The organism is Xanthomonas sp. Leaf148, assembly GCF_001423585.1.
Classification (GTDB): domain Bacteria; phylum Pseudomonadota; class Gammaproteobacteria; order Xanthomonadales; family Xanthomonadaceae; genus Xanthomonas.
Genome location: NZ_LMOP01000008.1, coordinates 1,586,027 through 1,599,082 on the forward strand (window position 1 = coordinate 1,586,027; position 13,056 = coordinate 1,599,082).

General features: G+C 64.4%; 11 protein-coding genes and 1 other RNA gene. 7 read left to right on the forward strand and 5 right to left on the reverse strand.

The window, feature by feature from the left end; genetic code table 11:
• The first annotated feature begins 1 nt into the window (after window position 1).
• The 4 genes from paoC (at window position 2) to ASF90_RS11240 (ending at window position 4,467) form a co-directional block, all read left to right on the forward strand.
• Window positions 2–2,209 (forward strand): aldehyde oxidoreductase molybdenum-binding subunit PaoC, encoded by a 2,208-nt coding sequence (gene paoC, locus ASF90_RS11230; RefSeq protein ID WP_055849756.1) that lies wholly within the window; start codon window positions 2–4, stop codon window positions 2,207–2,209.
• Complete coding sequence (locus ASF90_RS11235) at window positions 2,206–3,219, forward strand: XdhC family protein (RefSeq protein ID WP_055849758.1); 1,014 nt, start codon at window positions 2,206–2,208, stop codon at window positions 3,217–3,219. Before paoC ends, ASF90_RS11235 begins: the two co-directional genes overlap by 4 nt.
• A 59-nt stretch (window positions 3,220–3,278) precedes the next feature.
• A non-coding RNA gene (locus ASF90_RS22130) (sX9 sRNA) lies at window positions 3,279–3,354 on the forward strand.
• Window positions 3,355–3,858: 504 nt separating this feature from the next.
• Entirely contained in the window at window positions 3,859–4,467 is a 609-nt protein-coding gene (locus ASF90_RS11240) for a nucleotidyltransferase family protein (RefSeq protein WP_055849760.1), read from the forward strand.
• A 63-nt stretch (window positions 4,468–4,530) separates the two neighbouring features.
• Here ASF90_RS11240 and ASF90_RS11245 read toward each other — a convergent pair whose 3' ends face one another.
• Window positions 4,531–4,758, reverse strand: coding sequence for a hypothetical protein (locus tag ASF90_RS11245; RefSeq protein WP_055849762.1), 228 nt, complete (start codon window positions 4,756–4,758; stop codon window positions 4,531–4,533).
• Between the two features lie 230 nt (window positions 4,759–4,988).
• On the opposite strand from ASF90_RS11245, the gene ASF90_RS11250 reads away from it, so the two are divergent.
• Complete coding sequence (locus ASF90_RS11250; RefSeq protein WP_055849765.1) at window positions 4,989–5,204, forward strand: hypothetical protein; 216 nt, start codon at window positions 4,989–4,991, stop codon at window positions 5,202–5,204.
• Between the two features lie 346 nt (window positions 5,205–5,550).
• Window positions 5,551–6,801: a DUF819 family protein gene (locus ASF90_RS11255; RefSeq protein WP_055849767.1), complete on the forward strand. Its 1,251-nt coding sequence runs from the start codon at window positions 5,551–5,553 to the stop codon at window positions 6,799–6,801.
• A gap of 167 nt (window positions 6,802–6,968) precedes the next feature.
• Here ASF90_RS11255 and ASF90_RS11260 read toward each other — a convergent pair whose 3' ends face one another.
• A complete protein-coding gene (locus tag ASF90_RS11260) occupies window positions 6,969–8,165 on the reverse strand; it encodes an XVIPCD domain-containing protein (RefSeq protein WP_055849769.1) in 1,197 nt (398 codons plus the stop codon).
• Between the two features lie 36 nt (window positions 8,166–8,201).
• The gene (locus tag ASF90_RS11265) at window positions 8,202–9,011 is read right to left on the reverse strand and encodes an ankyrin repeat domain-containing protein (RefSeq protein ID WP_082473493.1); all 810 of its coding nucleotides are present in this window, start codon (window positions 9,009–9,011) and stop codon (window positions 8,202–8,204) included.
• A 190-nt stretch (window positions 9,012–9,201) separates the two neighbouring features.
• Here ASF90_RS11265 and ASF90_RS11270 point away from each other — a divergent pair, with 190 nt between their 5' ends.
• Complete coding sequence (locus tag ASF90_RS11270; protein ID WP_055849772.1) at window positions 9,202–9,906, forward strand: HAD family hydrolase; 705 nt, start codon at window positions 9,202–9,204, stop codon at window positions 9,904–9,906.
• A gap of 711 nt (window positions 9,907–10,617) precedes the next feature.
• Here ASF90_RS11270 and ASF90_RS11275 read toward each other — a convergent pair.
• Both ASF90_RS11275 and ASF90_RS11280 read right to left on the reverse strand, forming a co-directional pair.
• Entirely contained in the window at window positions 10,618–10,842 is a 225-nt protein-coding gene (locus ASF90_RS11275; protein WP_005926176.1) for a CstA-like transporter-associated (seleno)protein, read from the reverse strand.
• Entirely contained in the window at window positions 10,842–12,914 is a 2,073-nt protein-coding gene (locus ASF90_RS11280; RefSeq protein ID WP_055849774.1) for a carbon starvation CstA family protein, read from the reverse strand. Before ASF90_RS11280 ends, ASF90_RS11275 begins: the two co-directional genes overlap by 1 nt.
• Between the last annotated feature and the right edge of the window lie 142 nt (window positions 12,915–13,056).

Here is a 13,056-nt window from a genome sequence, read left to right on the forward strand (position 1 = left end):
TATGAAATTCGACACTCCTGCCGGTACCAATCCCATCGATCAAGGCAAGGTCGTCGGCAAGCCCGTCGATCGCATCGACGGGCCGCTCAAGACCACCGGCCAAGCGCCGTATGCCTACGAACATCACGATCTGCCAGGCCGCGCTGCCTACGGCCACGTCGTGGGGGCGGGGATCGCCAAGGGCACGATCCGTAGCATCGACCTGAGCGCGGCGCGCAACGCGCCCGGTGTGCTCGGTATCGTCTCTGCGCAGAACGCCGGCAAGCTGCACAAGGGCAAGCTCAATACCGCCAAATTGCTGGGCGGCCCGGAGATCCAGCACTACCACCAGGCGATTGCGGTGGTGGTTGCAGAGACCTTCGAGCAGGCACGCGCAGCGGGTCAGTTGATCAAGGTCGAATACGGCCGCCAGGTCGGCGTATACGATCTGAAAAAAGCGCGCGATGGCGCCAAGGTCACCAAGGAAGGCGGCGCACCCAATAGCGCCGTCGGCGACTTCGATGGCGCCTTCGCTGCAGCGCCGGTGCAGCTGGATGCCGAATACACCACACCCGATCACTCGCACGCCATGATGGAGCCGCACGCGTCCACTGCGATGTGGGACGGCGACAAGCTCAGCGTGTGGACATCCAACCAAATGATCAACTGGGGCGCGCGCGACCTTGCGGTGACGTTGGGCATCCCGCGCGAAAACGTGCGGATCATGTCGCCGTACGTCGGTGGCGGTTTTGGCAGCAAGCTGTTTTTGCGTGCCGATGCGGTGCTGGCCGCGCTGGCTGCGCGCGAAGTCAAACGGCCGGTCAAGGTGATGCTGCCGCGCCCGCTGATCGCCAACAACACCACTCATCGTCCGGCCACCGTGCAGCGCATCCGCATCGGTGCCGAGCGCGATGGCAAGATCACCGCGATCGCACACGAAAGCTGGTCGGGCGATCTCGCCGGCGGTGCGCCGGAAATCGCTGCCTCGCAAACGCAATTGTTGTATGCCGGGGCCAACCGCCTGATCGCAACGCGCCTGGCGGTGATGGATCTTCCCGAGGGCAACGCCATGCGTGCGCCCGGCGAGGCGCCGGGGTTGATGGCGCTGGAAGTGGCGATGGACGAAATGGCCGAGAAGCTGGAGATGGACCCGGTCAAATTCCGCATCGTCAATGACACCCAGGTGGACCCGGAAAATCCGCAGCGGCCGTTTTCGCAGCGGCAGCTGGTCAAGTGTCTGGAAGATGGGGCAAAGCAGTTTGGTTGGTCCAAGCGCAAGCGCACGCCTGGCAGTACCCGCGATGGACGTTGGCTGGTCGGCATGGGCGTGGCCGCTGCATTCCGCAACGCCATCGCCATGACTTCCGGGGCGCGCATGCGCCTGGAGCAAGGCGGCCGCGTGGTGGTGGAAACCGACATGACCGACATCGGTACCGGCTCTTACACCATCATTGCGCAGACCGCTGCCGAGATGCTCGGTGTGCCGTTGAACTGGGTCGACGTGCGGCTGGGCGATTCGAGCTTCCCCGCATCGTCCGGTTCCGGTGGACAGTGGGGCGCCAACAGTTCCACCGCCGGCGTGTACGCGGCAGCGGTCAAGCTGCGCGAAGCGATCGCCGGTCGACTAGGGCTGGACCCGGCCAAGGCCGAGTTTGCCGACGGTCACGTGCGTGCCGGCGGCAAGCGCATCCCACTCGGCGATGCCGCAGCGAACGGCGCCTTGGTGGTGGAGGACAAGATCGAATTCGGTGACCTGTCCAAAACCCATCAGTTGTCGACCTTCGGTGCGCACTTTGTCGAAGTGGGCGTGGATGTCACCACGGCCGAGGTGCGCATCCGCCGCATGCTCGCGGTCTGCGCGGCCGGACGCATCCTCAATCCCAAATCGGCACGCAGCCAGGTGATCGGCGGCATGACCATGGGCGCGGGCGCGGCATTGATGGAAGAGCTGGCGGTGGACAAGCGCTTCGGCTTCTTCGTCAATCACGACCTGGCCGGTTACGAAGTGCCGGTGCATGCGGACATCCCGCACCAGGAAGTGATATTCCTGGAAGAAAGCGACCCGATGTCCTCGCCGATGAAGGCCAAGGGCGTGGGCGAGTTGGGGATTTGCGGCGTGGCGGCGGCGATTGCCAACGCGGTCTACAACGCCACCGGTGTGCGCGTGCGCGATTACCCGGTGACATTGGAAAAATTGCTGCCGCACCTGCCCGAGCAGCTGCGCGCGTGAGCGCGGTCGTCGCTCCGGCCACGCATGCAGCGCCGGCCGAGCCGGCGTGGCCGGCATGGCCGAGCTACGCATTGCATGACGATCTGCTGCCGGTGCTGACGGCGTGGCACCGCGCCGGTCAGCGGGTTGCGATTGCGACATTGATGGAGGTGCAGGGCTCCTCGCCGCGCCCCCTGGGCAGCGAAATGGCGATCGGGGCAGATGGCCGGGTTGCCGGTTATGTGTCCGGCGGCTGCGTCGAAGCGGCCGTGGCGCATGAAGCCATGGCCACGTTGCGCGACGGGCAGCCGCGGTGGCTGGACTACGGCGAGGGTAGCGAGGTGCTGGACATCCAGCTCAGCTGCGGCGGTCGCATCGGTGTGCTGGTCTGGCCGGTGCCGGATCTGTCCGAATATCTGGCGCGCTCGCGCAATGCGCGCCACCACCGCCGCGCGTTTCATGTGGCGCTGGATCACAGTACCGGAAGCGTGCGCTACCTATCGACTGTGCATGACGCCCGTCCAGGCGAATTTCTGCGCGTCCATCGCCCGCCACTGCGGCTGGTCCTGGTCGGCGCGGACCCGGCATTGCTGGTGCTGCTGGCGTTGGCAAATCAAATGGGCATCGAGACGCGCGTGCTGCGCCCGCACGGCCCCAGCGAGCCGCCGCCCGGTCTTGCGCCGGAACACTACGATCGCCGTGCGCTACGCGATGCGTTGCACGATGTGCAGCTGGATGCCGGCACTGCCTTGTACAGCCTGGCGCACGACAGCGAGGTCGATTTGCAGGTCGCGTGCCGCGGCCTGGCATCCGATGCGGCATGTATCGGCATCCTGGGCAGCCGGAACAAGCGCGACACCCGTCTGCAGGCATTGCGCGCGCTGGGGCATGACGATGCCGCGCTTGCGCGTCTGCGCTTGCCTGCGGGTTGGCGGATGGGTCGCTCATCGCCGCACACCATCGCACTGGGCATCATCGCCGAAGCGACGCAGGCTGTAGCGGATCTGCAGATCGTTGCGGCTACGGCTTAGAGCAGCTTACAAAACCACTGTGCAGCCGCTAGCGGGCGCCGCCGGTGCTCGGAATCCGCATGTACCACTTGTACACTCCGGTTTCTTCGCGCCGTCCGCACCCACCTGACGACTGCTCGCTCTGTTTTTTTAGCCGCTCTTAGGCCGTTGTGGGTCTGCTGTCTGGTTTGTTGCGTCGCGCTTTGTGCGCCTTTGGTTTTCGCCAGCAGTTGTGCTTCGTGCAAGCGATGCTTCTGGAAAAAGCCATGCGCGTGCGCGCGATTCATAGGAATCTGCACTACGCATAGCGCATCGGTCATTTCGACAACGTCGATAAAATCCCGGTGATGCATCTGTCGCGCGTTGCTGCTTGCGACGCATGAACGCATGGCGCGTGCGCTTCACGCAGTCGATGCGTCGTGCAGTCACTCCGCACGCACAACGCGGCCTCTACGCTGAGGCGGTCTCCATTACGCACGACGTCGCCATGTCTCCTGATCTCTTCTCTGATGACGCCGTGTTTTGCGACATGTCCATTGTGGAATCGCCTCGTATTGGTGGCTTTTTGCACGCAATGCTTAGCGACGCACGCAGGTTGCATCCTGCGCGCAGTCACGGTGGTGCATGCGGCAGTTGTCACGCGCTGACCAGGCCTTGCATATGAGCAGCGACCACGCCGCACTGGTGTTGGCAGCAGGTGCGGGGAGCCGGCTCGGCCGCTCAAAACAATTGCTGATGCGCGATGGCGAACCGTTGCTGCGTCGCGCTGCACGTATCGCATTGCAAACCGCACCACGCCGCTGCGTCGTCGTGCTGGGCGCCGATGCCGACAGGCTGGCCGCTGTGCTGCAGGGACTGGACGTGGAAGTGCTGCGGCACGCCGACTGGTCTGCTGGAATGGGCTCCAGCCTGGCAGCGCTGCGCCGGCATGTGCAGGACGATGCGACGTTGCGACGCAGCCTGATTCTGGGGTGCGACCAACCGGCACTGGAGGCGCCGCACTTGCGTGCCTTGCTGGACGAAGCCGACCGTGCCGCGTCGGGGTGCGCCACCAGCGGCTACGCCGGCGTGCGCGGTATTCCCGCGGTGGTAACGCACACTGCCTGGGCGGACGTTGCGCTGCAGGGCGATAACGGCTTGCGCGCGCTGTTCGCCAGCCTGGATGTCCAAACGCTGGGCTGCGTCAGCGCACCGGCGCTGGCGCTGGATGTGGATACGCCTGCCGATCTGGCGGCAGCGCAACAACGCGGGTGGGTGGACCAAGATTGAGACGCGATGACGGGTATCGGCCAGCGATCCCCGACACCCTATTAGGCAAATCGCCGACGCCGATCAGGACCAGAGCACCAAGGCTTCCCTGACGACCAGAACGTAGCCCACCACCATCGCGGTCTTGACCGGAAACTGGAACTTTCTGAGCAGATACATGCCAACCCTCCCCAAGGTCTCGTCCGAGCGCGCCGTGATCCCCTGCAAGCCGTCTGCGCTCTTGTGACGGCCGCTTGTGAAGATTTCTTCACCCTTGCAGCCGAATGTAGCGCTCGACGTGAACTGTGTCACGTAAGAATTTTCTTACTCGGATGCCAGTGTCCGCCCGACAGTCGGGAAATGCGTAAAACCGCATGCTGGCTATGCCAAACGCGGGGCCACCGGCCACTCTCCCGCGGCCCCTTGAGTAAGGGCCTGTTGGCTTACGGATCGGCATGGCTTGCCGCAATCTCTCGCGTGATGCGCCTGTTCGGCGCACTCGCACCTGTGCTTGACCGCTGTACCCACCGGCCGGAGGCCACATGGACCAGTCCCGCTACGTCGTACGCATTCATCCCGAACAAGGCGGCTGGTGGGTGACCCGTCCGGAATGGTCGCCGCTGCGCTACCTGCGCGAGCAGGGCGCCCTGGAAAATGCCGAACTCATGGCCAAACTGCACTGCCTGACCACTGGCCAGCCCAGCGGCGTGGTGCTGGATACCGCCGACGGCGAACGCGTGGTGCGGCGCTACGGCTGAGGGTTGGTCTTGCGTCCAGCGTCGATTGCCGGGGCCAGGCCGGCAGGGCTGCCTGATCGGTGTGGATGGAGCCGCATGCTGACGACGCTGTGCTGAGTTCAAGTGGCTGCCGTCTTGCGGCCTGAGGCAGGAGCGTCGTGCTCAACCGAGCGTGCAATATCGCCAGGTCGTCCCTGCCTAGCCAGGCACCGCGGTAGCGCATGGACCGTGCTCGATCACCTCACACGGCCGTTGTCGGATGCGTCGGTGGGGTTTGCGCCACCAACGCGGTCGGCTAGATTCGTTGTTATCGGCCGCTCCTGGTTCGATCCGCGTTGGCGGCCCTCTGTCCGGATGACCGCCTGCGGTGAATGCGCCTGCGTCTGCACTGATTCAAAACGATATCGTCGTCTTCGGCCTGATTGCCGCCACCCTGGGTGCGGTGTTCTGGACTTCATCGCGCGAGCAAGGCCCGTGGCGGCGCTTCTATGCCGTGGTACCGGCCTTGTTGCTGTGCTATCTGCTGCCCGGCATCTACAACACCGTCGGGTTGATCGATGGTGCCAACACGCGCTTGTACAACCCCATCGCCCGCGACGTGCTGTTGCCGGCCGCATTGATCCTGCTCACCCTGAGCATCGATCTGCGCGCGATCCTTGGGCTGGGGCCCAAACTGGTCGCCATGTATCTGGGCGCCTCGGCGAGCATCATGCTGGGCGCTGTGGTCGCCTTCTGGGTCATGCGATGGCTGCACCCGGCCACCGTCGCGGGCGACACCTGGGCAGGCATGGCGGCATTGGCCGGCAGCTGGATCGGCGGCGGCGCCAACATGCTGGCGATGCGCGAAGTGTTCAATGTCGATGCGACCACGTTCGGGCAGTTTGCGGTGGTCGATGTGGGCGTCGGCTACGTGTGGATGGCGGCGCTGATCTTCCTGGCCGGACGCGCGCGCAAGATCGATGAGCGCAGCGGTGCAGACACCCGTGCGCTGGACGCCTTGCAGGAGCGCATGGCGCGCTTCCAGGCCGAACATGCGCGCATCCCCAGCCTGGCCGACCTGATGGTGATCGTGGCAGTGGCATTCGGCGGCATCGGCCTTGCCCATGCGCTCGCAAGCCCGTTGGCGGCCTGGTGCAAGGCGCACCTGAGCTGGGCCGGCCAGTTCAGTCTGGATGCGCCGTTCGTGTGGGTGGTGGTGCTGGCGACCAGCCTGGGATTGCTGCTGAGCTTCACCCGTGCACGGACCCTGGAAGGCGCGGGCGCGTCCAAGATCGGCTCGCTGCTGCTGTATTTCCTGATTGCCTGCATTGGCATGCAGATGGACCTGCTGGCGCTGCTGGATCGGCCATGGCTGTTCCTGCTCGGGCTGATCTGGATCGCCGTGCACATCGGCTTGCTGTGGGCGCTGGGCCGCTGGTTGCGGGTGCCGTTCTTCTATTTTGCGATCGGCTCGCAGTCCAACATCGGCGGCCCGGCGTCCGCGCCGGTCGTCGCTGCGGCGTTCCACCCGGCGTTGGCCCCGGTGGGCGTGTTGCTGGGCACGATGGGCTACGCCACCGGCACCTATCTGGCGTATCTGGTCGGCATCACCTTGCGGGCGATGGCCGGCGCAGGCTAGTGCCGCGTTGTGCCGTGGCGGCCAGAGTCATGGAGCTGCTGCTTGGAACAGCTCCATGACCTCTCCGGTCGGTTTACTGCAACAACGAGATTGTCACTTGCGCGACCCTCCCGCACCGCACGCGTCTGCCTGACGAAGACGGCGTGCGGCACGGTTTGCCGCGTGCGTTATTGCTGGATCGCGCGGCGCTGCTCTTCCTGCTGCTGGGCAGGCTGATGGGTGTGCTGCTGGTTCTGCTGCTGCAGCTGACTGACATTGCCTTGCGCTGGCTCATTGGCAGCGGACGCGGTCTGCACATGGCTGCGCAGATGCGCTGGGTCGTCCATGCGGCCTTGCACCGCAATCAGGCTGTCGCCATCGCGGTTAGGGACCAAGTAATCGATCCGCTGCAGGCCGTCGTTGCCTGCACGCACGGCCACGCTGGCGGCGGTGTTGATAAACGCGGTGTCATCGTGCAACCCCAGCCGCTCGCGTTGGCCGTCCAGTTGCACCACAGCGTCGTTGAACAACTGGCTGCCCGGCTGCAGCGCCGCGCCGCGTGCCTGATCGGGCGATTGCATGTCCTGTGCCTTGATCACCGAGTCCATTCCGTGCAGGTCCAGACGATGCTTCAGCATCATGCCGGGCACCAGGCGTTGCCCGAACGACAGCGGATCCGGCTCCGGCAATTCGATCTGATGACCTGCCGCATTGGGCATGGTCCACTTCAGCGGAATGCTGTCTTCCTGCAAGTGGGTGAGGATCTCGTTCTTGACGTGGTAGCCGCGAATCAGCTCCTCGCTGGCGTACTGCTTGGCTGCCGACGCATCCAGGCCCTGGCGTTCGAGGGTACGGTCGTTGACGCCGGCGGCGTTGTACGTCACTGCGGGAATGTCGTTGATCATTGCCGACGCCGACGCCAGACCACCGCCCAACGAGTGACCGGAGATCACCACCTGGTCGCCGAACGCCTGCTTGGCCTGGCTGCCGAGCTGGATGGCCGATGCATATTGCGCATCGTCGAAGCCCAAGCCCTGGCCGATGTTGTGCTTCCAGTCCTTGCCTTCGTCGGTGCCGCAAAAACCGAGCACCACCTGGCCTTGATCGTTGCGATAAAACGCGGCATCGAAGCCGCTTTTGGCGTCGTGCAATAGTGCCGGATCGATACCGGCCTGCTGCAGCGCGCTGTCGTCCATGCGCGACCAGCCGTTGGCCAGCGGCGCGAAGGTTTCAGCGCCACCTTCGCGGCGTTGATTGGCAGTGGCGTAGAGATCTTGCAGCAGCTCTGGAAACTGCCGGTCCTGTGGTTGCGGTTGTTGTCCGCGCATCGACTCTGCGAACGGAGTGGATGCAGCAGTGGATGAAGTGGATTCTGACGGGGGCATGCGCGGCTCCTTGCGTGCGTCGTATGGAAAGCGCGCTTAGCGGCTGCTTTCCACGGGAATGTTGTGGGCGCTCAACCACGCGCGCACATCCGATCTGACCTGTTGTCCGGTGGCATTGAGCAGCCGATCCGGCGTGGTGAAGAAATACGCCTGGAAGGTTTTCTGCTGTGCATTGCGCACCGTGGGGTCTACACCGGCCTTGAGCAATTGCAGCACTGCAGGACTAGCGGCGCCGCTCTGTGCGGCCAGATGCAGCAGGCTGTTACCGGTGTGGTCGACACGCTTCACGTCGGCGCCTGCATCGAGCAACAGGCCGATCTGCGCATCGCGCTTGCTCTGTACGGCGCGAAACAATGGAGTCCAGCCGGCACGCGCGCTGACCACATCGATCGGCGCCTTGTGCTGCAGCAGAATCTTCAGATACTCCGGGTCCTGCGCCATGGCGGCCATGTGCACGACCGTTTCCTGGTCCATGCCCGGCACCGATGGGTCCGCGCCTGCGTCGAGCAGGGCGTCCAATGCGCGTGGTTGTTCGTTCCAGATCGCCCATTCCAGCAAGGTCACGTTCTGATCGCCATGTGCGGCCAGATCGACGGTGGGGGCGAGTGTTTTGATCCGCGCAACGTCGCCGTGCGCGATGGCGTTGGCGATGTCGGTCAGACCGGGGTCGCGGAAAGCGACGGTGTGGTCCTGCAGCGTAGCTGACATGGTGGTTTGCTCCTTGGCACCCGGCGAGGCGGTGCATGAGACCGCGAAAAACGAGGTCGCAAGAACGAGCAGGGTGGGGAATCGCGTCTGCATCGAAATCTCCTTCTCCTGATCGCATTCCTGGTGGCGCTGCGGCAAGTCCGGCCGCAGCGGGGCCGATCCTACCAGCTGTAAAAATCGCAAGCGGTAAGATTTCGTGACATGGCGCGGAGGATGGTTGGGCGGTCGGGTCTGCTTGATGACGGCCGGTTTGATGTAAACGTACGGGCGTATTCGTCACCTGCAGGTGCAGTGCGCCACAGCCGACGGTCACGACACGGCCGGCATAATGGCGCTTTGCGAGCAGATGGGTGCAATGGCGTACGAGCTACTGATCAGTGACTGCGATGGGGTTCTTGTCGACAGCGAGATACTGGCCGACCGGGTGATGCGCGAGGCGCTGGCGGCGTTCGTGCCGGCCGAACCGTTGGAACATCTACTGGAAACCACCTTCGGGCAGACCACACGCGAGGTGTTGCGGCGGGTGGAAGAGCACTTTGCGCTGCAGTTGCCCGAGACCTTGCTGGCGCAGATTCAGGCACACAGCGAGGCCTTGATCAGCGCCGAGGTGCAACCGATTCCCGGCGTGCGCGAGGCGCTGGAGCAGATTTCGCTGCCGCTGGCAGTGGCCTCCAACAGCCGCCGCCACAACGTGATCGCATCGGTGGAGCGGGCCGGGCTCACGGCGCGTGCGGCAGGGCGAGTCTTCAGTGCCGACATGGTGGAGCGACCCAAGCCGGCACCGGATGTGTATCTGCTGGCCGCCCGCACGGCCGGTGTGGCGCCGGAGCGGTGCCTGGTGATCGAAGACAGCCCCACCGGCGCGACCGCTGCGCTGGCGGCAGGCATGCAGGTGCTGGGCTTTACCGGTGCCAGCCATATTCCGCAGGGGCACGGCGACACCTTGCGACGGATCGGCGTGCTGGAGGTGTTCGACAATATGCGCGATTTGCCCGCGTTGTTCGCGCGGCTCGCGCAAGAGCGCGCTGGTTGAGGATGTCGAGTCGCAGCATCGTTTGGCTGCGGTCAAATGCTTGGATCGAAAGCCTAGTTGGTCGAGCGTGCGATGCCCTCACCGCTTGCGGGACACGTCGTCAACCCGTCCCTGGGGGCTCGGTGGCGGCATCCATGCCGCCACACGGTCCCGCAATCGGTGAGGACACCGCACCAGAACGTTGGTCGGTCGCTAGGTGAAAAGCGGGCCATCTCGCTGGTTGCATTGGCTTGCTGCTGCGGGTCGCAACTCCATTGAGAGTTAGCGAATTAGAAGCACCTCATGCATTGCTTGCATCTTGCACATCGACCATCTCGACTGGTCCTTGCCCGCTCACCGTCGCGGGACCTTACGCGGCATGGATGCCGCGTAAGAGCTTACAAGGACGTACTTGCAGCGTGTCCCGCGACGGTGAGCGGGCAAGGGGCCTGGAGCGATACTGCAGATCAAGCGTTCTGCTTTATGGACTGTCCTGCAAGAGCAGTCGAGCAGTCGCCTTTTTGTGATATCGCAGATCAGCCGTCCTGTCTTGAGGCGTGCCCCGACAGTGGGCGAGAGTCGCCCTGTAGCGACGTCGCAGATCAGCCGCTCCGCCCTCGGCAGTTTCACGATGTTTGGCGGAAGAAGGCCTGCAGTAACGCGCAAGCCCCGAACGCAACAGGGCGCGATTCGCATCGCGCCCTGTTGCATTTGCATCGGTCGATCAACCGATCAGCAGCAGCGAAACCCGCTCTTGCCGCCGTAGCGTGCGTCCTGCCGCTCGCGGAAGAACGCGGGGTAATCCATCACCGGTTTGTCGGGGTGTTTTTCCAGCATGTGCCGCACGTAGTTGTCGTAGTCGGGAATGCCGCAGCACAGGCGCGCGGTTTGGATGAGCCGCCGCCAGATGCGGCGATGCACCTGATATTGGCTGGCAAGAACGAGTTGGGTGCCCATTACAGATCCGCCATCTGATGTGGCTGCAAGGCCACGTACGGGGTTTCGCGGTCGCTGCGCTGCGGGTTGCGGCGCGCAATCACGATCGTCTTGACCGCATAGATCAGGATCGAGCCGACCACGAACAGAAACAGCACGGTCAGCCCGGTGTTGACGTAGGCATTGGTGACGATCTGCTGCATCTGCGGCACGGTCTTGGCCGGTGCGGTGATGGTGTTGCTGGCGATGGCGGCCTGGTACTTGTGCGCCTGTGCCAGGAAACCCTGCGCCGGGTTGCTGTCGAAGATCTTGATCAGCCCGGCGTAGGTCGTGCACAGCAACAACCACAGCGCCGGCACGATGGTGACCCACGCATAGCGGTCGCGCTTCATCTTGAACAGCACCACGGTGCCGAGCATCAACGCGATACCCGCCAGCATCTGGTTGGAGATGCCGAACAACGGCCACAGCGTCTGGATGCCGCCGAACGGATCGATCACGCCGGTGTAGAGCAGATAGCCCCACAGCGCCACGCAGCCAGCGGTGGCGATGATGTTGGCGGTCCACGATTCGGTTTTCTTCAGCGCCGGGATGAAGTTGCCCAGCAGGTCCTGCAGCATGAAGCGGCCCGCGCGCGTGCCGGCATCCACCGCGGTCAGGATGAACAAGGCTTCGAACAGGATGGCGAAGTGGTACCAGAACGCCATGGTGTCTTCGCCCGGCAATAGCTGGTGCAGGATCTGCGCGATGCCCACCGCCAAGGTGGGCGCACCGCCGGCGCGGGCCAGGATGCTGTGCTCGCCGATGTCCCTGGCGGTGGCTTCCAGCACCTCCGGGGTGATCGCAAAGCCCCATTCGGAGACCTTGGCCGCAACCGCAATGGTGTCGGTACCGACCAGCGAGGCGGGGCTGTTCATGGCGAAGTAGATGCCGGGCTCGATGATTGAGGCCGCCACCAGCGCCATCACTGCCACGAACGATTCCATCAGCATGCCGCCGTAGCCGATGTAGCGCATGTGGCCTTCGTTGGCGAGCAGCTTGGGCGTGGTGCCGGAGGCGATCAACGCATGAAAGCCGGACACCGCACCGCAGGCGATGGTGATGAACAGGAACGGGAAGATGCCGCCTTTCCAGACCGGGCCGTCGCCGGTGGAGGCGAACTGTGTCAGGGCCGGCATCTTGAGATCGGGCATGACCACCAGGATGCCGATGGCCAGCGCCAGGATCGTGCCGATCTTGAGGAAGGTGGACAGGTAATCGCGCGGTGCCAGTAGCAGCCACACCGGCAGCACCGAGGCGACGAAACCGTAGCCGATCAGCATCCAGGTGATCTGCTTGGCGGTGAAGGTGAAGGCCGGCCCCCAGGTCGGGTCGGCGGCGACCTTGCCGCCCAGCCAGATTGCGCCCAGCAACAGGATCAGCCCGACCACCGAAATCTCGCCGATCTTGCCGACGCGGATGTAGCGCATGTACACGCCCATCATCAGCGCGATCGGCATGGTGGCGATCACCGTGAACATGCCCCACGGGCTTTCCGCCAGCGCCTTGACCACCACCATCGCCAGCACCGCCAGGATGATGATCATGATCAGGAAGGCGCCGAACAGCGCGATGGTGCCGGGCACCTGGCCCATCTCTTCGCGCACCAGATCGCCCAGCGAGCGGCCGTTGCGGCGACTGGACAAAAACAGCACCACAAAGTCCTGCACCGCGCCGGCAAACACCACGCCGACCACCAGCCACAGCAGGCCGGGCAGGTAGCCCATCTGCGCGGCGAGCACCGGGCCGACCAGTGGCCCGGCGCCGGCAATCGCGGCAAAGTGGTGGCCGAACAGCACATGCTTGTTGGTGGGCACGTAGTCCAGGCCGTCGTTGTTGCTCACCGCCGGGGTGGCGCGGGTGATGTCCAGCTGCATCACCTTGTCGGCGATGAACAAGCTATAGAACCGGTAGGCGATCAGATAGATCGACACCGCCGCCACCACGATCCATAGCGCATTGATGTGCTCGCCACGCCGCAGCGCCACGGTACCCAGACAGAACGCGGCCAGCAGCGCGAGCGCGCCCCAGGCCAGCTTCGAGAACCCTTTCATGCATGCCCCTTCAGCAACGATTCGCCCAAGGGTCCCCCCGTGCCCGGCTGCGGTCAATGGCAGCGTTCTGTAGCGGGGTAAAACTTTGGTCGTAGAGTGTCCGGGCACACGGTGCGCTAGCGCCCGCCGCACGGGGCCGATG

What these genes read in the sequence shown, in the direction of transcription:
- paoC (WP_055849756.1), top strand. Translation starts at nt 2, where the DNA reads ATGAAATTCGACACTCCTGCCGGTACCAATCCCATCGATCAAGGCAAG.
- ASF90_RS11275 (WP_005926176.1), bottom strand. Translation starts at nt 10,842, where the DNA reads ATGGGCACCCAACTCGTTCTTGCCAGCCAATATCAGGTGCATCGCCGC.
- ASF90_RS11240 (WP_055849760.1), top strand. Translation starts at nt 3,859, where the DNA reads ATGAGCAGCGACCACGCCGCACTGGTGTTGGCAGCAGGTGCGGGGAGC.
- ASF90_RS11250 (WP_055849765.1), top strand. Translation starts at nt 4,989, where the DNA reads ATGGACCAGTCCCGCTACGTCGTACGCATTCATCCCGAACAAGGCGGC.
- ASF90_RS11280 (WP_055849774.1), bottom strand. Translation starts at nt 12,914, where the DNA reads ATGAAAGGGTTCTCGAAGCTGGCCTGGGGCGCGCTCGCGCTGCTGGCC.
- ASF90_RS11260 (WP_055849769.1), bottom strand. Translation starts at nt 8,165, where the DNA reads ATGCCCCCGTCAGAATCCACTTCATCCACTGCTGCATCCACTCCGTTC.
- ASF90_RS11270 (WP_055849772.1), top strand. Translation starts at nt 9,202, where the DNA reads ATGGCGCTTTGCGAGCAGATGGGTGCAATGGCGTACGAGCTACTGATC.